A 23,657-nucleotide genomic window follows, 5' to 3' on the forward strand; every position below is an offset into this window, starting at 1 on the left:
ATGACAGAAAAAATTATCTTCAAGGCTTTTCTTTTTCTCTCTCTTACAGCAGCAGCTTCCTGTTCGCTCAAATATGCAGACACCGTAGATGTTGACGACACCGTGCCGGAGCTTTATTTTACAAAGGCAAAAATCACCCGTTACGAAAATGACAGGGTTACCGTAGAAATGGCGGCAGACACCGTTGAACAGTACAAGGATTCTTCTGAAAGTTATGCTAAAAACCTGTCTTTTGCCGCCTACGATGATGACAATCAGGTTACCACCGAGGGCAGCTGCGGCTACCTTTTTGCAGATACTTCTAAAGAAGTATACGAGCTTTATAACGGAATTGAACTTTACAATCATTCTGACAAGACAAACTTTTTTGCAGAGGTTTTACGCTGGAATAAAAAAACAGAACAGCTTACAAGCGGAGTAAATTCTGAGGTTCGCGTAGAAAAAGATGATACAGTGATGACAGGACTGGGCTTTTCTGCAAGCGGAATCAGTAAGACCTTCTCTTTTTCTGGCGGCGTAGACGGAGAAATTGAAACTTCTAAAAAGACTGAAGCAATAGAAGAAGCTGATGAAGAGGAGGCTGAAGAATGAAGAGAGCCTTAGGTCTTATCCTCTTATTAACTTACTGCTGCCTTCCCCTGCTGGCAGAAAAAATCTCCTTTTCGGCAGATTCTATGAGCGGGCAGGCTGGAAATTCTAATACAACTACCACAATGAGCGGAAATGCCAGCGTTTCTACAGAATCAATTGAAATTAAGGCCGACTCACTGAAGCTTTCGGGCGAAGAATACCGAAATATTTCTGCAAACGGCAATATTTCGGGCAAAAACCTTGAAACAAACATGGAGTTCAACTGCGATGAACTGAATTACGACCGCATCACAAAAAAAATTATTCTTAAGGGAAACGTAAAGCTTGTAGATGTGGAAAACAATGTAACCTGCGGAGCCCAGATTATTGAATACGATCAGGATAAAGACATTGCCATCATGCAGATTCAGATTTCCCTTACTCAAAAGGATAATGTCTGCTCGGGAGCCTATGCGGTTTACTACAAGGACCAGCAGCTTCTGGAAATTTCGGGCAACGCTCAGGTAAAACAAAACGACGATACCTTCCGCGCTCAGTTTATTACCCTTGATCTGGACAGCCAGGATATTACGCTTGGCGGAAACGTTAAGGGAACTGTAACTGACACAAAAGAAAAGAAAGAGCCTGAAAGCAGCGAAAGCGGAGAGAACGAGGAAGAGGGGGCTTCTCTGGAAAACAGCCCTGACAGCATTGAAAACACAGAAAAGCAGGGAGAGGAATAATGGCAGAAAATCATATCTTACGGGTTTCAAGTTTATATAAAGCCTTTGGCCGCAAGGAAGTTGTACGCGGAGTAGAATTTTCCATGCAGGTAGGAGAGGTTCTGGGACTTCTGGGACCAAACGGGGCTGGAAAAACCACAACATTTTACATGGTAGTAGGCTTTTACAAACCGACCGCAGGCGAAGTTTTTCTTGATGATATGTGCATTACAAATCTACCTATGTATAAACGTGCCCGTCTTGGCATTGCCTACCTTCCTCAGGAGCCTTCGGTTTTCAGAAAGTTCACTGTAGAAGAAAACATCTGGTCTATTCTGGAAACAAGAAAGGATTTAACAACCGGGGAAAAACGCGACCGTCTTGAACGCTTAATCGACGAATTTTCTATCGGACATATACGAAAGCAGAAGGCCTTTACCCTTTCCGGAGGGGAACGCCGCAGAACAGAAATTGCCCGCTCTCTTGCCATGGAACCTAAGTTTCTTTTGCTGGATGAGCCTTTTGCAGGAATTGACCCGATTGCCGTTGCCGACATCAAGGGAATGATTCACCTGCTGGCAGAAAGAGGAATCGGCATTCTTATTACCGACCATAATGTCCGCGATACTCTGGAAATTACAGATCGCGCCATCATCATAAACCGGGGCACAATCATGACCCAGGGCAGCAAGGAAGATATTTTAAATTCCGAACTTGCCAGAGAGATTTATTTAGGTAAAGATTTCAGTATGTAAGGGAAGCAGCTGTGCTACTTCAAAAGGCTTACATCGTATACGCCCTCTTTTATCTTCTGCAAAAGCTCACTTCTAGTCATAGGCTTTCCAAAAAGATAGCCCTGAAGGCGCTGACATCCGATTGAACGCAGAAAATCACGGGCTTCTTCTGTTTCCACACCTTCCGTAAGGGTCTGCATGCCGATTTTCTGGGCAAGACTTACAACGCTCGAAAGAATTGGCTGAGTCTTTGCATTTTCCGAAAACTGACTTAAGAATTTCATGTCAATTTTCATCATATCAAAAGAAAAATCCTTAAGGACATTCAAGCCCGAATAGCCAGAGCCAAAATCATCAAGCCACAAAGAATAGCCTGCAGCCCTGAAATCTTCCATAGCCTTCTGAAGCTTTTTATCGCTGTCCAGAAGGGCACTTTCCGTAATCTCCACGTGAATATCTTCTTTTGAAAGACCATAGCTTTTTATGCAGTTTTCAATTTCCTGAACCGGAGAAGCAAGTTCAAAATCAAGACGCGAAAAATTTATCGAAGCAGGAATTACTGCCTCGTGATTCTTATAGGAAAGATGAAGGTCTTCGCAAACCTGGCGCATAATGCACATGTCAAGCTTATGAATCAAATGATACTCTTCCAGAACCGGAACAAACATGGCAGGCGACAAAAATCCTAATTCCGGGTCATTCCAGCGGGCAAGAGCTTCTACACCGCAAAGTTTTCCGTTTTCTGCCCATACAACCGGCTGATAGTAAGCCTGAATCCAGCCGTTTTCAACTGCATTATCAATATTATTAATAATGTATTTTTTCTGCTTGAATTCGGAATCCATTTCCTCATTATATTCAGAAATAGTTTTGTTAAAATGCTTTTTTATGGCTGCACAGGCATAACGCGCGTGATCCAGAGCAATAGTCGGGTCTGTATAGCGGGCCTTAGGTGTATAAATTCCAGCTTTAATTCCAAGCTGTATTTCGCTTTCCTGTTCTCTGATAAGGTCTCTGACCTTTTCAAACTTTACTTCAAGTCCTTCAGCCTTTGTAAAAACAACAAAATGGTCATCAGAAAGACGGGCAGTCAGTTCACCTTCAAAAGTCTCCTTGATTATATTTCCGACAGTCCTTAAAAAGGTGTTACCTCTTCTAAAGCCGTATTTTTCGTTATAGTTTTTAAAATTTTCCAGATCAATATAAACAAAACGCATTTCGCTGACTTCAGTGTCTTCATTCTGCAAAAGCTCCATTACCACACGCTGAAAGCAGTCCAGATTTGCAAGCCCGGTCAGTTCATCAACAAGCGATTTATTTTTCAGATAAAAATTCAGTTTTTCAAGATTTTCATCCTTCTGGGCTTCTATTCGCCTCTGATGATGAATGTTAATTCCGCTCATCAGCATTGCAATCCACAGAGTAAAGGAATTAATCTTTATGCTGTAAGAAAGTGGAGCAAGCCTGTTCTGAAGATAAAGATAAAGGCCGAAAGTCAGGGTAAGAATTATAAAAGTAAGAAAAGGATGCCAGATTAAAAGTCCCAGGCAGAAAACTTCCATGGTAACAAAAGCAAAGACCTGTCCGCTTTTATCATAGCTGATATAGGAAATATAAAGGCCGAAGGCAAGACCAGTCACAGAAAAGAAAATCTTAATTCCCTGCCCTATCAGCTTGTTTTTGATTTTTCCATTAAGATAGAGAATTGCATAGATGAACATTATTACGGCTGTGGACAAAAGAAGCAGATAACAGCAGGTATGCTGAATAGTCCAGAGGAAGCTTCTCTGGCCGTCGCTCATAACCACACCGGAAATTACATTAATCAGCATCCAGATTTCAAGCGCAGAAACAACCACGCTCAAATAAATGCTTGAACGAACATCAGAAACAAAAAGATATTCCTTAACATAATCGCTGTAGAACAGATGCTCTGAGATTTTTTTTATTGTCCCTTTGATTTTTATAACAAAGTTTTTTATAAAATTCATCAAATTTGATTATAACCCCTGCTAAAAAGAAATACAAAAGAATTATAAGACTTTATTTAATAACGTTATTTTCCAGTAACGATTCTCTCCGGCTTTTGTGTTCTTTATAAATCAATTTTCGAGGTAATTTATGAAAAAATGCATTCTTATGATTTCAGGACTTTTACTTGTTTTAGGCTTATATGCCGTCCAGAATAAAACAGAATTAAGGCAGCCGCCGAAAGGTATGCCTCCAAAGGATTTTGCAGATGGGGAATTACCACCACCGCCAGACGGACTTCCGCCGGAGGGTATGTCTGGTGAGTTCGGCCATATTCCTGATGAAAAAGAACCGGAGCTTACAGCTACAATTACAGTAAGCGGCGAAGAAAAAACAATTAGGTCTGGCGAATACACTTGCGAAGAAGCGGATAAAAGCGTTCTTCTGGCAGAAAACAGAGCAAAGGTCAGCGTAAGTGATTCAAGTTTTTATAAAAATGCCGGCGACTCTTCAAATGGAGGCCAGAGTAATTTCTTCGGGCTAAACGCGGCTGTAATTGCAAAGGGAAAAAGCAGCCTGAGCCTAAAAAATGTAAATATTACTTCTGACGCAGACGGTTCTAATGCTGTTTTTGCAACTGGAGAAGGCACTGTAATTGAGGCAGAAAACCTTAAAATCCGCACAAAACAGAATTCATCACGAGGTCTTGATGCAACCTACGGCGGAAAAATCCTTGCAAAAAACGTTGATATTGAAACTCAGGGTGCTCATTCAGCAGCTTTTGCAACTGACCGGGGCGAAGGAGATGTAATTATAAACGGCGGAATTGCTGTTACAAACGGAGAAGGTTCTCCTGTCATTTATTCAACCGGCAACATCTGTGTAAAAAATATTGAAGGACAGGCAAATGGCTCTGAAATTGCAGTTATCGAAGGAAAAAATTCTATTCTAGTAGAAAACTCAAAGCTTTCTGGCGGCACAAGAAAAGAGGAAAGTAAGCATCTCAAGGAAGCTTCCAAGGCAATCATGCTTTATCAGAGTATGAGCGGAGATGCAGATCAGGGAACAAGTGTCTTTACTGCAAAGGATTCAAGACTTACAAGCACTTCAGACGGCGCTTTCTTCTATATTACTAACACTCAGGGAATCATCAATCTTGAAAATACAGTAATTGAAAACCCCGGCGATGTTCTTTTGCAGGCAGAAGGAAATGAATCTGAACGCGGCTGGGGACGCAAAGGCAATAACGGAGGAATGGTAACCGTAAATACTAAAAATCAGATTCTTAATGGAGATATATTTGCCGATGAAATCAGTTTTGTAATTTTAAACTTTGGCGAAGGAAGTGAATACACAGGCTCTATTAACAAAATGATAAAATCAACTCACGTAAACCTTAAGCTTGATAAAAAAGCGACTGTAAATTTGACAGCAGATTCTTATGTGGAAGTTTTTGAAAACGGTGATAAGAAATGCACAAATATCGTTTCAAACGGACATACACTTTATTACAATAAAAAATCTCCTGACAACAAATGGCTGAAGGGTAAGACCATTAAGCTTAAGGACGGAGGAGAAATAAGAGGGATTTAGACAAAATTGACGCAAGGAAGCAGAGTATGGGGCAAAAACATTCTATTTTTGGGTGCCGCGCTAGCGGCCTGTTCAATAGTTTCCTTCCAAAAATAGCATGTAGCGAGGTACCGAGCGGTTTTGAACCATACTCTGCGACCGGAAGTCAATTTTGTTTATCATGCATTTTATGCGTTTGCTCATCGTTTGCAAAAATGCTATGATAAAGGTTATGGAACTTTCACATGAATTTTTAGTTGAAGACAGAGAATTTAAAGATTACGACGATTTTAAGGCTAACTGCCGCTTGAAGACTATCCCTGACTTCAACTTTGCATACGACATTGTTGACCGCTACGCAAAGGACTGCCCGGGAAAACGCGCCCTTGTATGGATTGACGATAATAACGACGAAGAAACTTTCACTTTTGATGATATTTCACGCGAATCAAAACGCGCCGCTTACTGGCTGACTTCCAAGGGAATCAAAAAGGGCGACACTGTAATGCTGATTTTGCGCCGCCGCTATGAATGGTGGATTTTGATGCCGGCTCTTCACAGAATCGGTGCCATTGTAATTCCTGCTACCGACCAGCTTTTGCAGAGCGATATTGAATACCGCACAAACGCTGCCGACGTAAAGATGATTATCACCTACAACAACCCTAACATCATGGGCGAAATTGAAAAATCAATGCCAAAGTCGCCTAGCGTAAAATACCTTGTAACTGTAGGGGAGCCTCACGGCGACTGGATCAGCTTCCACGAGGAATATGAGCGCCTGCCTGCAGAATTCCCTCGCCCGGTAGGTGACGCTGCAACTCACAACGATGACCCAATGCTTCTCTATTTTACTTCGGGAACTTCGGGCTATCCAAAGATGGTTTTGCAGAACTTTGACTACCCTATCGGACACATCATCACTGCAAAATACTGGCACGGCGTTCTGGACGACGGTCTTCACCTTTCAATTGCAGAAACCGGCTGGGCAAAGGCTACCTGGGGTAAGCTTTACGGTCAGTGGATTTGCGGAACTGCTCAGTTTGTTTACGATATGAATATGTTCAAGCCTGCAAAAATGCTTGAAATGATTTCTAAATACGGTCTCACAACCTTCTGTGCGCCTCCTACCGTTTACCGCTTCCTTGTTCGTCAGGATCTGGACAAATATGATTTGAGTAAATGCGTGCGCTTCAGTACAGCGGGAGAAGCTTTGAACGACGAAGTTTTCAACAAGTGGCTTGAAAAAACAGGAAAGAAGATTTTTGAAGGCTATGGTCAGACTGAATCAACAATCATCTGCGGAAACTTTATGGAATATTCTCCGATAAAGCCTGGTTCAATGGGTCGTCCTAACCCGCTTTATGATGTAGCAATTCTTAATGAAAACAACAAGCCTGTTCCGACAGGAGAAGTCGGCGAACTTTGTATTCACGTTGAAGACGGACATCCTTTCGGACTCCTCGTTGGTTATTACCGCGACGTTGTTCTTACTGCAGACGCTTTTGACGGTGGCTGGTATCACACAGGTGATAACGTTTACATGGACGAAGACGGCTATGTTATGTTCGTTGGCCGCAAGGATGATATCATCAAGACTGCCGGTTACCGTGTAAGTCCTTTTGAAGTTGAATCAATTTTGCAGAAGCACCCTGCCGTTATGGAATGTGCAGTTACAGGTGTAGACGACCCAAAACGCGGTATGGCAATCAAGGCTACAATCGTGCTTTCTCCAGGATATGATTCAAAAGACCCTGCCGATATGGAGCGCGAACTTTCTACCTTTGCAAAAGAAAACACAGCTATGTATAAATGTCCCCGCATCTTTGAGTTTGTAAAGGAGCTTCCAAAGACAATTTCGGGAAAAATCCGCCGTGTTGAAATCCGCGAAAAAGACAAGGGAAAAGATACCCAGAACATCAAGCAGGATTTCTAGCCGTGAGCGAACGCTGCTACAAATGCTTTAAGCCCGCCTCTAACTGTTTATGCCGCTTTACCCGCGAGTTAGATCCGGGCGTAAAGTTTGTATTTTTAATGCACCCGAAAGAGGCAAAGCGAAACCGCACAGGAACAGGTCAGCTTGCCCACATCAGCCTTAAAGACTCAGAAATCATACAGGGGCTGGATTTTTCCCAGAACGAAAGATTACAGACTCTCTTACACGATCCGAAATATTTTCCAATGATGATGTACCCCGGCGACCAGGCTTGGAACGCAAAAAAAGAAGGATTTAAGGAAGTTGTTGGTGACCGAATCCCGCTTATAATTATTCTTGACGCAACCTGGTTCTGCGCCAAAAAGATGATTGATCACAATCCTTTTTTACTGGAATATCCCCGTCTCAGCTTTTTCGGTGATTACCGCTCGATTTTTACTTTTAAACACGAACCAAAACCCGAATATATCAGCACAATCGAAAGCTGCTACTATATGATTAAGGAATTGCAGACCTGCGGACTTGCAAATGCAGCCGTAAATCCCGAGCCTCTTATGGATGTCTTTAAGGAAATGATTAAGTTCCAGCTGACTGCCGAAAACGAGCGCATTATGGGGCTGAGACCAAGCACCCATAATTATGACGCTAAGTATAATAAGCTTAGAGAAATACCGGAGTTTTAATTTTCTGCGTAGGGTTTCTCGCCTATTGCTTCAAACTCGCCGGCAAGAACGGCAATCATGGCGGTAAGGGAATAATCACAACGCCAGCTGTAGCCCAGAAGAACTGTATCTGCCCAGTCCAGACGTTCGCCGAGTTTTGGAGACATTGTATTCAGGATTATAACCCGCTTTCCGCTCTTCTTAAAATATTCTGCAACTTTGGCGTGATTTTCGCTGGAAACACAGATGATAAGAGTGTCGTAACCGCTGGCAAGAGGCGGAAGGTTGTCTAATACCCACTGTGTTCCGTTTGGTCCTAAATCGTAGTCAAAGCGGAAGAAACCTGCTTCCGGCCAGCGTTTTTTTGCTTCTGAGAAAAAGTTTGGAAGACTTCCGCACAAAAGGATTCGACCGGCATTTGCCTGAGTAAGGGGCATTGTACCCTTCTTTTCAACGGTAATAGAACGGCAGGCCTGCTCAAGGAAGAATTTCATTCCTTCGCGGTCCGGCACGTATTCATCAATCGTATCAGGATTTGGATAAAGAGGAGCGGGATTTTCGCTCTTAAAATAATCAAGTTTTGCCTTGATAACACGGCGGGCAGCATCCTTTACCCGTGCACGGAATTCATCATCATGATCCATTAAATCAAGGTTTTTAACCCAGAGCTGCTCGTTCAAAAGAGGAGTTGAGGAAGAAAGAATTATATCGTTTCCGGCTTCCAGAGCCATTTTAAAGGCAGCTGAAAGAGAGCCCGCATAACTTGTAGCGCCAACCATAGCCATATCATCAGTGATGATAAGTCCTTCGTAGCCCATCTGATTGCGAAGGATTTCTGTGAGGAAGTATTTTGAAAGACTTGCAGGAGCACCGCTTTTTTCGATTAGAGGAAAACTCAAATGACCGGACATAAGAGCCGGGCAGCCTTCTTTAAAAAGATAGATATAAGGAACTAACTCGCGTTTTTTAAGGGTTTCAAAATCTACGTTGATAACAGGAAGCTTTCCGTGTGAATCCAGGCTTGTATCGCCGTGCCCCGGAAAGTGTTTTACAGTCGGAATAACGCCTGCAGCCATACTTCCGCTCAAGAAAGCACTTCCAAGAATGCCGGCCTTGTCCGGGTCGTCACCAAAGGCTCGGGTTCCTATAATCGTTGAATCGTGGTTTGTAAAAAGATCAACGGTCGGGGCAAAGTTCATGTTGATTCCAAGCACCTTGATTTCGCGGCAGATGTAGTAGGCGCTTTTCCAGGAATCAATAGGATAGCCGGAAGCGCCGATTGCCATATTGCCCGGCGCAATTGTAGTGTCTCCTTTTACGTGGCGAACCCAGCCGCCTTCCTGGTCTGTGGCAACAAAAAGAGGAATCTGAAAGCGGCCTTCCGCAGATTTATGCTGCATGGTCGCAACTGATTTTGCAACCGTGTGAATGTCGTCCGTGTTCCAGCCGAAAACCTTAATGCTGCCAAGTCCGCGCTCAACCCACCAGTGCAGAAGAAGAGGAGGTTCAGCGCCCGCCCAGCCGAACATAAAGGTCTGACTGAGGAGTTCTGAATTTGTCATCTGGTCGGTAATAAGGCGGGAAAGCTCGTCTGCAGGAATGTCTGACCAGAAGGTGACATTGCGGTTTTCCATTACATTTATCGTCTGGGCAAAAAAGTCCCCGCCACTTCCAATCAGAAGTGACGCCATTATTAAGCATTTAACTAAGAAGCTAGGCTTTTTCATCTATTTTTCCGCCTGTTTGATTTAATGTTTTTAATATATTGAGGATTGAAGTTTCCTCATAGTCGTAATGTTTAGTTTCGGCAGGAATAAATTCCAGAAAACGTTCGCCGGAAGTAAACTTATATATAGAAGGAATCCATTCTTTTTCGCCATGAACTGTCTGCAGCCAGTAAGTAAGATAAAGCAGATTTTTTCCATAAAGGTATTCCTGCTTCTGGCACAAGGGAGATTTAAAATCAAGCTGGTGAATTGAAGTCTGCTTTTCTTTTTTTTGAGAGACTTCGGTCTGTTCTGCATTTTTAGCAGCCTTGAAAATTCGGAGGGCCGATAAGACCGCTTCTTCATCTTCTTCAATTTCTCTGGAAACAGGATTCAGATATTTTCCGTATTGGGCCTTAATCTTTTCAATCTTTTCTTCTTCAGTCAGATTTATTTTTTTCTGAAGGGCGGCATCCTTACTTTGGGGCTTTACAAATTCCTTATCTTGGGCCTCTTCAAAACGGGAAAGCTTTTTAGAAAAATTCGAAAGTGCTTCTGTAATATTTTTCATTTCCGCCTCTTATCTTCCTAAAAATTTCTGAGCCGAATGAGCTGCAATTGCACCGTCATTAACCGCAGTTACAATCTGACGGAAAGGCTTTGAGCGGACATCACCCGCAACAAAAAGTCCTGGCATGGCAGTCATCATATTTTCATCCGTTATGATATAACCCGCCTCATCCTTTGGAAGCATATCAACAAGGGAAGTCTGAGGAAGCATTCCCGTAAAAACAAAAAGGGCATCGGCAGGAACTTCAGTTACCTTACCAGTTTTTAAATCTTCCAGCATAAGCCATTCAACCTTATGCTCGCCAAGAACTTCCCGCACCACTGTATCGTAAAGAGGCTTAACACCAGCCTTCAGCATTTTTTCCACAACAGCCTTCTGGGCCCGGAAGGAATCCCGTCTGTGAATAATGCTTACATCATCTGAAATGTTTGTAAGGAAAGTTGCCTCGCTGCAGGCTGAATCGCCTCCACCTACGACAAAGATTTTCTTACCGGCAAAAAAAGGTCCGTCACAAACTGCACAGTAAGAAACACCCCGACCCTGGAATTTATCTTCACCAGGAATTCCCAGCTCTCTATGAACAGCACCGGTTGCAATACAAAGCGCCCTTGCATAGTAAATAGTCTTTCTTGTAGTTACGATAAAATTTTCATCCCGCTTGTCGATTGAAGAAACAAAGGCTTCTACAATTTCGGCTCCAAAAGCTTCTGCCTGTTCTTTCATTGTCTGCATAAAAGCTGAGCCGTTCTGCGATGGATAAAGTCCCGGATAATTTTCGAGATCAGAAATCTGTCCTACCTGCCCGCCTGACATTGAGGCATCGAGTACTACACACAAAAGGCCTCCGCGAGCTGCATATTGAGCAGAAGCAAGTCCAGCAGGACCAGCTCCAATAATCACATAATCGAAAATCCGAGTATCCATACTTAAATTATATACAATTTTCCGCCCTTAATCTTAAAAAATCGAAGAATTTTGAAAAAAAAACTTGCAATTATATGATAGTTCTCCTATACTATTGATAGTAAGACTATCACGTAAAGAAGAGCACACTTCACAGAAAAAAGCAATTTGGAGGATTTAAAAAAATGAAAAAAATTACTGCAATTCTTGCTGCTTTATTTATCGGTTCTGTATTCTGCTTTGCAGACCCTGCAGAAGGTTACTGGATTTCTTATGATGAAAAAACCAACGAAGCAACTGCCGGCTGGTACATCTATCAGAAAGACGGAAAACTCTTTGGTACTATGACAGCCGTTCACGGTGAGCCACAGGATCAGGTTGCTTACGGTGCTAAGAAAGCAACTCCAAAAGATTTCCCAAAACAGGGACCTTTGTGCGAAATGGTAATGGTTGGTACAGACTGGATTTACAATCTTGAAAACCTTTCTGAAGGTGTTTGGGGAAAAGGCAGCATCGTTGACCCGGGCGACGGAAGCAAATATACATGTAAAATCGCATTCCACGCTGCAGACAACAAAAAATATTCTGTAGATACATTGGAAATGCGCGGTTCAATCGGACCAATCGGTCGCAGCCAGTACTGGAAGAAAGCAACTGAGGAAGAAGCCCGCGCTATCCGTTAGTTAGTGCGACTGCGGTGCAAAATGCACAAGAGCACCGCAAGTAAACTTCCTGCCATAATTTAGCTCCTTTTTTTAGATATATTTATAGCCGCCCGTGAGTTTTTCATAGTTTCTCGCGGGCGGCTGCCTTTTTATTGGCGTGGTCGTAATCTTAACACCAACTTCCAGATGCCCGTAACCACGCCTTAACTTGCGCAAGCGCAAGTTGCTGGAAAACAAGACACGGCGGGAGCGTGGAGTGCGCCGCAGGCGGCCAGCCACAAGGTGGATGGCTGAGCGTAGCGGAACACGGAAGGCGACTTGGAATTACGACTCGCCTCTAAAAATAAGGATGAACCTGAATGCGGATGCGCGCAGCGCAGACGGCAGGTAGTGTCGCGGCACTTGTACCTGTAGCTAACATTTTTACGCTACCGAGTGATATCCTTGAGCCAGCCTTTTTTAAAGTAATGAATAACGCTTGGCGGCATTTTTACAAACTCATCGAGGAAGAGAATAAAGTAGACTGTGAGCGGCGGCAGCTTGAGGACGAAGGCGCAGATAAGCCCCACAGGAACCGCAACGCCCCACATAAAGCAGGCATCCAGAATAAAGCCGAACTTTGAATCTCCACCGGCGCGGAAAATACCGCAAATCAAAACTGTGTTGATTGTAGCCCCGACGATTGAGTAGGAATTGATAAACAAAAGAACATTTCTGTAATGAGCCGCAGTTTCTGTAAGCTTGGCAAGATGAGGCATAATCGGATACATGCAGATCATGGCAAGACCGCCTAAAAGCCCTGCGGCAATGGTACTTCGCACAAGACGTGAACCGTTACGTTCGGCAAGAGCCATATCGCCCGCACCAATTGTTTTTCCTAAAATTATTGCACCACCGTAAGCCATACCAAAGCAGATAATAGAAGCAAGATTACGCACAACGTTTACAATTGAATTGGCAGCAACAATATCTTCTCCAAGATGGCCAAGAATTACAGAATACATTGAAAAAGCGGCTCCCCAGACCAGTTCATTTCCAAGGGCAGGCAGAGAATATTTGAAAAAGTCGTGGGTAAGATCCTTGCTGCGGCGGAAAAGAACTGACATTGTAAGGCGAAGTTCCTTCTGGCGGGCAGCATAAATAAGGCAGACAGCAAGTTCAAGCGCGCGGGAAATTGAAGTTGCAATTCCAACACCCATGATTCCAAGTTTTGGAGCGCCAAAAAGTCCGAAAATGAATACGGCGTTCAAGCAGACATTGGTTCCTAGAGCCAGGAAAGTCAGGGCTGTCGCAATTTTTACTTTTTCTACACTTTTGAAGGTGGCACAGAAGGTCTGGGTGATAGACATAAAAATATAGGAAAAGCCCACCACGCGAAGATAAACAACACCGGTTTCAATCAAGTTTGGATCAGAAGTAAAAATCTTCATTAAAAAATGCGGAGTGAACATTGCCGCAAAACCAAAAATAAGACCAACAGTCAAAGAAATACGCAGGGCAATTCCTGTAAGGGTGCGGATTGAATCCAGATCCTTTTTTCCCCAGTACTGGGCACAAAGCATTCCAAGGCCGGAAGAAAGACCAATGGTAATCATAAAGAGAATAAAGACAACCTGACCTGCAAGAGAACTTGCGGCAATTGCGGTCTGACCAACATAGCCCAGCATGATTACATCCACAGAGCTAACTGCTGCAGAAATAAGGTTTTGAATTGCAATCGGGGTAACGAGTCTTGCCAGTGATTTATAAAAATCTTTTGCTTCTGTATTCATAAAAAATCCAAAAAATTAAAAAACTAAAAATGTTCTAATACCATTTTTCTTCATTTTGATGTAAAATTAAAGTTATGACAATTGCTTTATTTTCAGACAGTTATTTACCCACAAAGTCAGGTATCGTTACAGTGGTTGTTCAGCTGAGGGAGCAGCTTATCAAAATGGGTCACCGGGTAATTCTTGTGACCGTAAATACAACAGATGAATATACAACAGATGATCCGGATATTTACCGCGTTCATTCAGTTCCGCTTGGACTTGGCACAGACCAGTTTTTAGCCCTTCCTGCAATGCATCCTCTTGTTCATTATTTGAAAGCCCAGAATGTAGAAATAATTCATTGTCATACTGAATTCGGAGTTGGAAAAGCAGGCCTTCGCGCCGCAAGAATCCTGAAAATTCCTGCAATCTGTACAACACACACTATGTGGGTCGATTTTTATAAATATTATCTTCCTCATGTTCAGAAAATCATGCGTCCTTCTATGGTCGTAAGCTTTATGAATCACTTTTACAAAAAATTCCATGCTTTGATTGGCGTTTCAGTAAAGGCCCGTAATTACTACAAGCAGCCGGATATGATTCCTCAGGTGCCGTCAGTCATTATTCCAAACTCAATTGACAGCTCAAAGTTTATGGCAGAGCATGCAACAGAAGAAGAAAAACTTGCCCTCCGAACTCAGCTTGGAATAGACAAAGACGACATTATGCTTTTGTTTGTCGGCCGCGTTGGAGAAGAAAAGCGGGTAATTGAGCTTGTAAAGGTTTTCCAGAATGTTACGGCAAAAAATCCTAAGATTAAGGCGGTTATTGTCGGAAACGGCCCTGCCTACGAAGAACTGGTTTACGCTGCCCGCAACGAAATCTTAGAGAAAAAAATCATCTTTACAGGCTTTGTTGACTGGCAGAAGGTTCACACCTACTACGAAACAGCAAATATTTTTGTTACCTGCTCGCTTTCTGAAATGCATTCCATGACAATTCTTGAAGCCCAGATGACAGGACTTCCTCTTGTACTCCGCCGCGACGACAGCTATCTTGATTCTGTTTTTGACGGTCAGAACGGCTACCTTTGCGATACAGAACGCGAAATGGAAAAGCACATTCTGGAGCTTGCAAAAGACAAGCACAAACGGGAACAGTTTTCACGCCGCAGCCTTGATGTAACTAAAAAGTTTACTATCGAAACTCACGTAAAAAAGACAATCAAGGTTTACGAAGAAGTAATTAAGGCTTATCCGAAAAAAATCGACGAAAACAAAGTGATGAAGATGCTCGAAAAAATCTAGGTATGAAGCCCTTAGTAATCTGCACCACCCTTTTAGTAGAAAAATCTCCTCAGGCCCTGCCCCTTGGCGCCGCTTGTATTGCCTCTGCAATAAAACAAAGCGAGCTTAGCCGGGAACTCTGCGACGTAAAACTGACAGCCTTTTCCATGGAAGACCAGGACTGCTCAGCCGCTTCAATTTTCAGAAAATTAATAGAAGAAAAACCTCAAATCGTATGTTTTTCAGTCTTTGTCTGGAACCGACTCCTTCTGGAAGAAGTTTCTCAAAAACTCCGCGAAAAAGGAATTATCACAATTGCGGGCGGCCCCGAAATTACGGCTCACCCGGAAGTTTTTACAGCCTTTGACTACACCGTTTCCGGCGAGGGGGAAATTAAAGTCCCTGCTCTTGTGGCAAAACTGCTAAGTGGGACGGAAGATAATACTAAACCGGCGAAAGACGGCCATCATCAGATAGAAAAAGAATGCCAGCTTGCAAACGCACAGATTGACCTTGCAAGCCTCAGCTCTCCCTACCTGGACGGCACAATTGACCCGGCTGAATACGGCGGCGCCCTCTGGGAACTTGCCCGTGGCTGCCCTTTCAAATGCTCCTACTGCTACGAATCAAAAGGAAGCAAAACCGTCCGCCTCTTTCCAATGGAACGAATCCGCGCCGAACTGGAGCTTTTTGCTGCAAAAAAAATCCCCCAGGTCTTTGTACTCGACCCAACCTACAACGCTAACAAGGAGCGCGCCCTTCAGATTCTCCGCCTTATGGCTCAGAAAACGCCCGATACATTCTATTATTTTGAAGCCCGGGCCGAGTTCATCACGCCGGAGCTTGCCCGAGCCTTTACAAAAATCCCCTGCGCCGTGCAAATCGGACTGCAAAGCGCAAATCCAGACGTGCTTGCCCTGGTTCACCGCCCTTTCAATAAGAAGAATTTCACAAAAAATATCGCAATTCTTAACCGCGAAGGTGTAATTTTCGGCTTCGATTTGATTTACGGGCTTCCCGGCGAGACTCTCCGCGGCTTTAAAGACGGAATAGACTTTGCAATTTCCCTCTACCCCAACAATCTGGAGCTATTCTGCCTTTCAGTGCTGCCCGGAACTGACCTTTTTGACCGCGCCAGCGACCTGCACCTGACATTTGAGCCACAGCCCCCATACCACATCATCCACACAGATTTATTTTCCAAGGATGATATTTCCCGAGCCGCATCTCTTTCCGCTGCCTGCGACCTTTTCTACAATCAGGGCCGGGCCGTACCATGGTTCAACACAATCTGCCATGCAGCAAAAATCCGCCCCTCTCAGTTTTTCTCTCAGTTTGCAGACCACTTAAACGCCTGCAAGGCTGGCGGCACGGGAAACGGCCACCTTCCAAATCTTACAAATCTGCAGCATCCCCAGATAGAAAAACTGCAGCTGGACTTTATAAAAAAACTTTTCGACCGCACAGGCCAGCAGCGCCTCTTCAGCGCGGCAAAAGACCTTATAAGTTTAAACGGAGCCCTTGCGCGAACCCAGGAAAGCGGCAAATCCGAAAAAGTCAGCCTCTCCTACAACGCCGAATACCTCTTCAGCGAATACGCCAGCGACCTCAGGTTCTTCTGCCAGAATGTCCGCCCCTCTCCTTGCAAAATCCAGACCTTCATGAACGGGCATATTTCGGATTTCAGGATTGTGAAGTAGAAAATTCCCCCTCAATGACAAAATATTTGCTTTTTACTATAATATTGTGCTATGAGTAACAATAACGAAAATAAGAAAGACCCTTTACTTTGCCACTGGGCAGATCAGATGGCTGACAAAATTATTCGTGAAAAGGGTGATTTGGATTCTTACACCTGTGCGTCGGGAATTACACCGTCGGGAACAGTTCATTTGGGAAACTTCCGCGAAATTATTACTGTAGATTTAGTTGTTCGCGCGCTTCGTGACCGCGGTAAGAAAGTACGCTTTATTTATTCATGGGACGACTACGACGTATTCCGCAAGGTTCCAGCTAACATGCCGGATCCTGAAATTCTTGAAAAATATCTCCGCTATCCTATTACTATGGTTCCGGATACTACAAGCCGCAACGAAAACTATGCCCGCCACCACGAGGTTGATATTGAACAGCAGCTTCCTCGCGTTGGTATTGCGCCGGAGTTTTTGTATCAGGCTAGCCGCTATCGTGCAAACCGCTATGCAGAAGGTATGAAGCTTGCAATGCAGAACCGCGACGTTATTAAGGGCTGTCTGAACGAATACCGCGATGACGCTCACAAAATGAAGGACAGCGACGTTTATTGGCCTGTTGCTATTTTCTGCGGAAAGTGTAACAAAGACACAACTGAAATTACTGATTACGATGGAGAATACGGCATTACTTACAAGTGCGAATGCGGTCACTGCGAAACTGCTGATATCCGCACATTTAAGGGTGCTAAGCTTGGCTGGCGTGTTGACTGGCCTATGAGATGGAACGAAGAAAAAGTAGTATTCGAGCCGGGTGGAAAGGATCATATTAGTCCTGGCGGAAGCTACGATACAGCAAAACTTGTTTCTAAACGCATTTACGGCTGGGACGCTCCGGTTACCATGCGCTATGACTTTGTAAACCTTAAGGGAGTTCCAGGAAAAATGTCTTCTTCTAAGGGTAAGGTTATTGCTTTGCCTGATGCTCTGGATGTTTACCAGGCTGAAGTTTTGCGCTACCTCTTTGCGGGAACCCGTCCTAACACAGAATTTGCCATCAGCTTTGATATGGACGTTCTTAAAGTTTACGAAGACTACGACAAGACTGAACGTATTGTTTATGGCGTTGATAAGGCAAAATCTGAAGACCACTTTAATAAAGAAAAACGCATTTACATGCTTTCTCAGATTGACGGAAAGATTCCTGAAACAATGCCTTACCAGATTACAATCCGTATGCTTTCAACTCTGCTGCAGATTTATTCTGGCGATGCAGACAAGGTTATTGCTTCTTTGGGTGATGTAAAACCTGAGCAGGAAGAACGTCTTCGCCGCCGTATTGCCTGCGCTTGGTTCTGGATTCAGCATTCAGCTCCAGACTGCGCTCCTGAGTTCTGCTTTGCTTTGCGCAAGGAAGGAACTAAGGCTAAATTGCCACAGGATATGGCTAAGGCTGTTGCTAAGGTTTTGAGCGACGTTGTTCCAAAGATTGATACTTTCCAGATTGATAAAGACTGTCAGGAAGCAATTTACGCTGTTGCAACTGAGCTTGGTCTTGACGCTAAGGCTTTGTTTACAGCTTTGTACCAGGCTTTGATTGGAAAAGATCAGGGGCCTCGACTTGGAAGCTTTATGAGAATTATCGGAAAGGATAAGCTTGAAAAACTTTTGGGCAGCGTTGAAGGAGTTTCTGAAGAAGAACTTAAAAAGGCTGCTTCAAACAAAAAACTTACTCCTGCGGAAATCGATAAATTGCCATTGGCAGAACGATTCAGCCGCCGTGTAATTCTTAAGGTCAGCAAAATTGAAAAAGTAGAGCAGCATCCGGGCGGAAGCTTCCTTTACATTTTGACTTTGAATACAGGTGACGCAGAACCTCGCCAGATTGTAAGCTCAATCGTTCAGTTCTATAAGCCGGAAGAGCTTTTGAACCGCAACATTGTTCTTGTTTACAACTTGAAGCCAGCAAACTTCCGCGGAGTTCGCAGTAACGGTATGCTTCTTGCAGCAAGCGAAGGCGGTGCAGATGACCACGATACCTGCGAAGTTATTTTTGCTGATGATTTTGAACCAGGTACTATTCTTGAACCGGAAGGATTCGATGTTCCAGCTGACGTTGCAGAAATGTGCTTTGTAAAACCTGAAAAATTTGCAGAAATGAATCTTTCTACTAAAGACGGATTTGTTGAAGTTGAAGGTAAAAAGATTGGTTCAAACGGTAAGTTCATTACTGTAGAAAAGTATAAGAACGGCGCTATACACTAATGCAAGGGTCGTAATGTAAATTACAGTTTGCAGCAACACCAACCTTTGCTTAACATTTTGCTTTTAGCAAAATGTTGTGGCAATTTTTTCTAGCAACCATAACAAAAAGGGGAAGCCTGAGAGCTTCCCCTTTTCTATTTAACCTTATTGTTTCAGCTTATTTACCAGCAGCCTTATCCTGTTTAATCAGAATGCGGAGGGCTTCTACCGCAGTTTTAATTGCAAGTTCGGTATCGTGAGCCTGTTTGTTTTCAAGGCCTTTCTTTGCACGCTCCTGATTTGCAACTACTAAGAAGCAGGAACCTACACGAACGCGGAGGAAGCTTCCGGCTACGAAGAGGGCGGCGCTTTCCATTTCGCTGGCAAGACAGCCAAGTCTCAGCCAGGCTTCCCATTTATTCTGAAGTTCGTAGCTTACCGGCATGATTTCAGGTTCGTGCTGACCGAAGAAAGAATCCTTACACTGAACAACTCCGGCGTGATTGCGGATTCCAAGATTTTTTGCGGCCTGAACAAGGGCATTTGTAACGTCCAGGTTTGGAACGGCTGGGAATTCAATCGGGGCAAACTCGCGACTTGTACCTTCCATACGGATGGCGCCGGTTGCAATTACAATGTCGCCGCCCATAACGTCTTCCTGCATACCGCCGCAGGTGCCGACGCGAATAAAAGTCTTTGCGCCGCATTTAGCAAGTTCGTCAATCGCGATGGAAGCAGAAGGACCGCCGATACCTGTAGAAGTTACGCTTACCTTAACTCCGTCCAGCGTTCCTGTGTAGGTAACGTATTCGCGGACATCTGCAACTAATTTTGCATTGTCAAAGTGTTCTGCAATTTTTGCGCAGCGTTTTGGGTCGCCCGGCATAATAACATATTCGCCGATGTCTGCAGGTCCAACTCCTGTGTGATACTGTTTTCCTGAACCTTCTGTATAATCTACCATAATTTTTTTCTCCTTTTGGTTTTCAAACTAAATATATCTTTCCAAAATCAGACGCAAAAGACCTTTACCGCGGCCGGTTTGTTCTTCGCGAACCTGATTAAGTATTATGCACAATGCTTTTAGTGCGGCGGCGTTTTTTGCCTTTTTCTGAGAAGGCTTTTCAACCTCTACGACTACCGTTTTGTCTTCCGAACGTTCTACCGTACAGGTACAAGTCCAGAGTGATTTTTCAAGCTGACTGCATTCGTATTTTGCGCTCAAAATCCACTTGTTCTGCCTGAGCGAATTCAGCTGGCTCACAGGATTTTCTATCCATTCTTCAGCCGGCTGATAAAGCCAGAATTTTTTGATAAAAAGGTAGGCGGCACGGGCAACGCTGAGTTTAGCTCCAATTTCCGTCTTTGCCTTCTGGCTGAATTTCTTTATATCCCCGTCGCATTCAAGGGTAAGCTTTGAAGTATAAGTATTATCCTTATTTGCACTTATCTGAAAATTAGTAATCTGAATTGCACATTTTTTGCAGAGTTTTTTCAAAAGGATTATAAAGCTTTCTTTTTCATAATCATTTTTTTCAAAATCCGAAGCAGGATTTAAAAGTGCATCCACAACCTTTTGAATTGCTTCAACATTCCATTCAGAATCAACTGCAACTGCACCCAGAATTGATTCCAGTAAATCACCTTCCCTCTTTCCGATTATCCGCTCAAAGGGAAGTTTTATTGTAAATTTGTTTAACCCGGCAATTTCAATTTTTTCAGCAAGATTCTCGTTCTTTATCAGCTCTGAATTGCGCTGGGTAAGAGAACATTCGGTTTCATTAGAAGAAAACTGCTTTTTCTTAATCTTACAGAAATGTTCTGCAAATTCCTTTGCAAGAATAAAAGTCAGAACCTTATCTCCAAAGAATTCCAGAAGCTCATAATCCATATGCTCGGGATTCTGCCTTGAATAAGCCTTTGTCGTAAAAGCCTGTTCCAGAAGCTTTGGATTTGAGAAAGTGTAGTTAATTTTTGTCTGAATGACTTCAAGGTCTGCTTTTGTCATAAACTATCTAATTATATCACAGCGCAATGAATTGCACACATAAATTTACAACAATATTTTTTACACTTTTCTTCACTCCTCGTTTATAATTTTTTATATGACTGTAAACGAAATTTTAAAATCTCTTACTCTTAAAGAGAAAATCAGACTTTTGAACGGCGTAGGCGGCTGGTACACTTTTGATGCTGCCGGAAAACTTCCAAAAATCATGATGACAGACGGACCTCACGGACTTAGAAAACAGGGCGCAGGTCAGGTTGATATTAACGACTCTATTCCTTCAACCTGCTTCCCGACCGCAAGCTGCGTTGCAAACTCCTGGGATCTTGATTTGATAAAAGAAATGGCGGGAGAAATTGCTGACCAGGCCCTGCAGGAGGAAGTGGGAATCGTACTTGGCTGCGGAATGAATATTAAGCGTTCGCCTATGTGCGGACGAAACTTTGAATATTTTTCGGAAGACCCTCTGCTGGCAGGTTCTCTTGCCACCGCATACGTAGACGCAATGCAGAAGAAAAACGTGGGAACTTCCATCAAGCATTTTGCCTGCAACAACCAGGAAACCCGCCGACAGTCTTCGGACTCTATTGTTGACGAGCGAGCCCTCCGCGAAATCTATCTGCGACCTTTTGAAATTGCGGTTCGTAACGCCCAGCCTTCAACAATCATGGCTTCTTACAACAAAATCAACGGAAAATACACCTGTCAGAATAAAAAAATCATCAAGGACATTCTGCGCGACGAATGGGGCTTTAAGGGCGCTTTGATTTCTGACTGGGGTGCCGCAGTTGATTTCCCGACCTGTATTAAAGCCGGCCTCAACCTTGCCATGCCTGATTCCGGCGGCTATCAGCCAGGTCAACTTGAAAAGGCCTTTAAGCGCGGCGAAATCACAGAAGAAGAAATTAACCGCGCCTGCGAAAAGGTAATTGAAGTCGTTCTACGTTTTGCAAACAATCAGAAAATAAAGGCTGATTACAATAAGGCTCATTTGACCGCGAAGAAAATTGCTGAAAACTCGGCTGTTCTTCTTAAAAATGACGGGGCACTGCCACTCAAACCTCAGAAAATCATCATTCTGGGACAGATGGCCGAAGACATGCGCATTCAGGGAGGCGGTTCAAGCCACATCAACGCAACTCCTGGCCCTAATGTAATCGAATGCCTCAAGCATAAGGGCTTTGAAATTGAATACGAGCCTGCATATCCGGCTGATGATAAGGTTGAAAGCACTTCTGACCAGGAACGCAAGGCTTTGGCAGAAAAAGCTGTCGCTCTTGCAAAAAAAGCAGCAGAAGAAAATACCCCGGTTCTGCTTTTCTGCGGTCTAACAAACCGAACAGAAGGCGAAGGCTTTGACCGCCACGATATGGCTTTACCAGCAGAGCAGTTAAAAGTCATCAATAAGATTTTTACTGTAAAGGCAAAAGTAATTGCCGTAACTTTTGGCGGCTCTCCCTTTGCCCTTCCTTTCTATGATGATTTGAACGCTATTCTTCACATGGCACTGGCAGGAGAGGCTTGCGGAGAAGCCTGTGCAGCACTTCTTACAGGAGAAGTTAATCCAAGTGGAAAACTTTCTGAAAGCTTCCCCTTCTCAGAAAAAGACCTTCCATCGCGCGCAACCTGGGGCAAGGAGGAAAGTGCTATTGAATACCGCGAAAGCATTTTCACAGGCTACCGCTACTACGACACCTTCAAAGTGCCTGTACGCTTTGACTTTGGCTTCGGACTTTCCTACACAAGCTTTGAATATTCAAAACTGAAAGTTTCTGCATCTGACTTTGACGCGGCAGATGCTAACGAGGCACTTGGAAACGTAGGAGGCAAATCTGGTTACGGTGACACAGCAAATGCAACAAATAAGCTGACAGTAACTTTCACCCTGAAAAACACAGGAAAGCTTGCCGGCTCAGAAGTCGTTCAGCTTTACGTAAAAAATCCTCAATGCGATTACCTTCGCGCAAACAAGGAACTTCGCGCCTTTACAAAAGTTTTCCTCCAAGCCGGAGAAGAAAAAGAAGTTACTCTGGAACTTGACGCAAAAGCCTTCATCCTCTTTGATGTTGAAAGTGGAAAATACATAGCTCCGTCTGGCACTTACGAAATCCAGATTGCGGCATCGCTTTCTGATGTAAAACTGTCTGAAAAAATCACTGTAAAAGGCATGGACTACAAGGCAAATGATAAAGAACGTCTTCCTTCATACTTTGAAGCCGTTGACGGAGAAATGTTTAATCACAAGGATTTTGCCAGCCTCTACAAAGAGCCTCTTCCTGATGACTCTGCACCGGTTCCAGGCACTTTTACAATTTACAATTCCCTTGCAGAAGGAGCTGCAATCAGCAAAGTCTGCAAAAAGCAGCTTGATAAGATTGTAAACGGAATTATTGAAGACAACAAAAAAATGGGCCGCAACGAAAACGACCCTGCCGTAAAAATCGCAGTCTGCGGTATGACCGAAAACCCTATTGAAAGCATCATCCTTTTGACAGCCTGCAAGTTCAAGCCAAAATTCGCCAGAGCCCTGGTACACCTTGTAAACCGCAGGTTCTTAGCCGCATGCAGGGAACTTATATTTGGAAGGTAAAGTTAAAAAAAATCAGCGCGAGGGAGCAGGGTGTGGGACAAAAACATTCTATTTTTGGTGCCGCGCTAG

At 43.7% G+C, this 23,657-nt stretch carries 18 protein-coding genes and 1 pseudogene; 12 read left to right on the plus strand and 7 right to left on the minus strand.

All coding sequences use genetic code 11. The features are described from left to right. The 3 genes from lptC to lptB are packed head-to-tail and all read left to right on the plus strand — an operon-like array spanning position 1 to position 2,047. Positions 1 to 591: an LPS export ABC transporter periplasmic protein LptC gene (gene lptC, locus MSI_RS02270; RefSeq protein WP_009103234.1), complete on the plus strand. Its 591-nt coding sequence runs from the start codon at positions 1 to 3 to the stop codon at positions 589 to 591. After that, entirely contained in the window at positions 588 to 1,313 is a 726-nt protein-coding gene (locus MSI_RS02275) for an LptA/OstA family protein (RefSeq protein ID WP_009103235.1), read from the plus strand. Before lptC ends, MSI_RS02275 begins: the two co-directional genes overlap by 4 nt. Then, entirely contained in the window at positions 1,310 to 2,047 is a 738-nt protein-coding gene (gene lptB / locus MSI_RS02280) for an LPS export ABC transporter ATP-binding protein (protein ID WP_039923967.1), read from the plus strand. The genes MSI_RS02275 and lptB overlap by 4 nt, the downstream gene beginning before the upstream one ends. A 14-nt stretch (positions 2,048 to 2,061) precedes the next feature. Here the strand turns inward: lptB and MSI_RS02285 are convergent, their stop codons facing one another. Continuing rightward, complete coding sequence (locus tag MSI_RS02285) at positions 2,062 to 4,017, minus strand: bifunctional diguanylate cyclase/phosphodiesterase (RefSeq protein WP_009103240.1); 1,956 nt, start codon at positions 4,015 to 4,017, stop codon at positions 2,062 to 2,064. Positions 4,018 to 4,147: 130 nt separating this feature from the next. On the opposite strand from MSI_RS02285, the gene MSI_RS02290 reads away from it, so the two are divergent. From MSI_RS02290 to MSI_RS02300, 3 genes are all read left to right on the plus strand, one after another. Then, positions 4,148 to 5,590 (plus strand): hypothetical protein, encoded by a 1,443-nt coding sequence (locus MSI_RS02290; RefSeq protein ID WP_009103245.1) that lies wholly within the window; start codon positions 4,148 to 4,150, stop codon positions 5,588 to 5,590. A 211-nt stretch (positions 5,591 to 5,801) separates the two neighbouring features. Next, positions 5,802 to 7,505 (plus strand): AMP-binding protein, encoded by a 1,704-nt coding sequence (locus MSI_RS02295; protein WP_039924030.1) that lies wholly within the window; start codon positions 5,802 to 5,804, stop codon positions 7,503 to 7,505. Positions 7,506 to 7,507: 2 nt separating this feature from the next. Continuing rightward, on the plus strand, positions 7,508 to 8,188 hold the full coding sequence (locus MSI_RS02300; protein ID WP_009103248.1) for a tRNA-uridine aminocarboxypropyltransferase: 681 nt from the start codon (positions 7,508 to 7,510) through the stop codon (positions 8,186 to 8,188). Here MSI_RS02300 and MSI_RS02305 read toward each other — a convergent pair. From MSI_RS02305 to trxB, 3 genes are read right to left on the minus strand one after another with little or no spacing between them, the layout of a single operon-like run. After that, complete coding sequence (locus tag MSI_RS02305) at positions 8,185 to 9,858, minus strand: glycoside hydrolase family 3 protein (RefSeq protein WP_237706477.1); 1,674 nt, start codon at positions 9,856 to 9,858, stop codon at positions 8,185 to 8,187. The two genes, MSI_RS02300 and MSI_RS02305, sit on opposite strands and share 4 nt — an antisense overlap. A 22-nt stretch (positions 9,859 to 9,880) precedes the next feature. Next, positions 9,881 to 10,444: a hypothetical protein gene (locus MSI_RS02310; protein ID WP_009103252.1), complete on the minus strand. Its 564-nt coding sequence runs from the start codon at positions 10,442 to 10,444 to the stop codon at positions 9,881 to 9,883. 9 nt (positions 10,445 to 10,453) lie between these two features. Continuing rightward, entirely contained in the window at positions 10,454 to 11,368 is a 915-nt protein-coding gene (trxB, locus tag MSI_RS02315) for a thioredoxin-disulfide reductase (RefSeq protein ID WP_009103253.1), read from the minus strand. A gap of 164 nt (positions 11,369 to 11,532) precedes the next feature. On the opposite strand from trxB, the gene MSI_RS02320 reads away from it, so the two are divergent. Next, complete coding sequence (locus tag MSI_RS02320) at positions 11,533 to 12,030, plus strand: DUF2147 domain-containing protein (protein ID WP_009103256.1); 498 nt, start codon at positions 11,533 to 11,535, stop codon at positions 12,028 to 12,030. 410 nt (positions 12,031 to 12,440) lie between these two features. On the opposite strand, the gene MSI_RS02325 is transcribed toward MSI_RS02320, so the two are convergent. After that, complete coding sequence (locus tag MSI_RS02325) at positions 12,441 to 13,784, minus strand: MATE family efflux transporter (RefSeq protein WP_009103258.1); 1,344 nt, start codon at positions 13,782 to 13,784, stop codon at positions 12,441 to 12,443. Between the two features lie 74 nt (positions 13,785 to 13,858). Between MSI_RS02325 and MSI_RS02330 the strand changes: the two genes are divergently transcribed. From MSI_RS02330 to MSI_RS14970, 4 genes and pseudogenes are all read left to right on the plus strand, one after another. Further along, complete coding sequence (locus MSI_RS02330; RefSeq protein ID WP_009103260.1) at positions 13,859 to 15,076, plus strand: glycosyltransferase; 1,218 nt, start codon at positions 13,859 to 13,861, stop codon at positions 15,074 to 15,076. A gap of 2 nt (positions 15,077 to 15,078) precedes the next feature. Continuing rightward, positions 15,079 to 16,755 (plus strand): radical SAM protein, encoded by a 1,677-nt coding sequence (locus tag MSI_RS02335; protein WP_009103263.1) that lies wholly within the window; start codon positions 15,079 to 15,081, stop codon positions 16,753 to 16,755. Positions 16,756 to 16,806: 51 nt separating this feature from the next. Next, a pseudogene (gene lysS, locus MSI_RS02340) lies at positions 16,807 to 18,414 on the plus strand (lysine--tRNA ligase); the annotation flags it as partial. A 90-nt stretch (positions 18,415 to 18,504) separates the two neighbouring features. Next, positions 18,505 to 19,011 (plus strand): hypothetical protein, encoded by a 507-nt coding sequence (locus MSI_RS14970; protein ID WP_255324458.1) that lies wholly within the window; start codon positions 18,505 to 18,507, stop codon positions 19,009 to 19,011. 157 nt (positions 19,012 to 19,168) lie between these two features. Here MSI_RS14970 and udp read toward each other — a convergent pair whose 3' ends face one another. Further along, the gene (gene udp / locus MSI_RS02345; RefSeq protein ID WP_009103268.1) at positions 19,169 to 19,954 is read right to left on the minus strand and encodes a uridine phosphorylase; all 786 of its coding nucleotides are present in this window, start codon (positions 19,952 to 19,954) and stop codon (positions 19,169 to 19,171) included. 27 nt (positions 19,955 to 19,981) lie between these two features. Next, positions 19,982 to 20,998, minus strand: coding sequence for a ribonuclease III domain-containing protein (locus MSI_RS02350; RefSeq protein WP_009103270.1), 1,017 nt, complete (start codon positions 20,996 to 20,998; stop codon positions 19,982 to 19,984). Between the two features lie 97 nt (positions 20,999 to 21,095). Here MSI_RS02350 and MSI_RS02355 point away from each other — a divergent pair, with 97 nt between their 5' ends. Then, positions 21,096 to 23,588 (plus strand): glycoside hydrolase family 3 C-terminal domain-containing protein, encoded by a 2,493-nt coding sequence (locus MSI_RS02355; protein ID WP_009103273.1) that lies wholly within the window; start codon positions 21,096 to 21,098, stop codon positions 23,586 to 23,588. Positions 23,589 to 23,657 lie beyond the last annotated feature (69 nt).

It is taken from the genome of Treponema sp. JC4 (assembly GCF_000260795.1).
Lineage (GTDB): Bacteria > Spirochaetota > Spirochaetia > Treponematales > Treponemataceae > Treponema_D.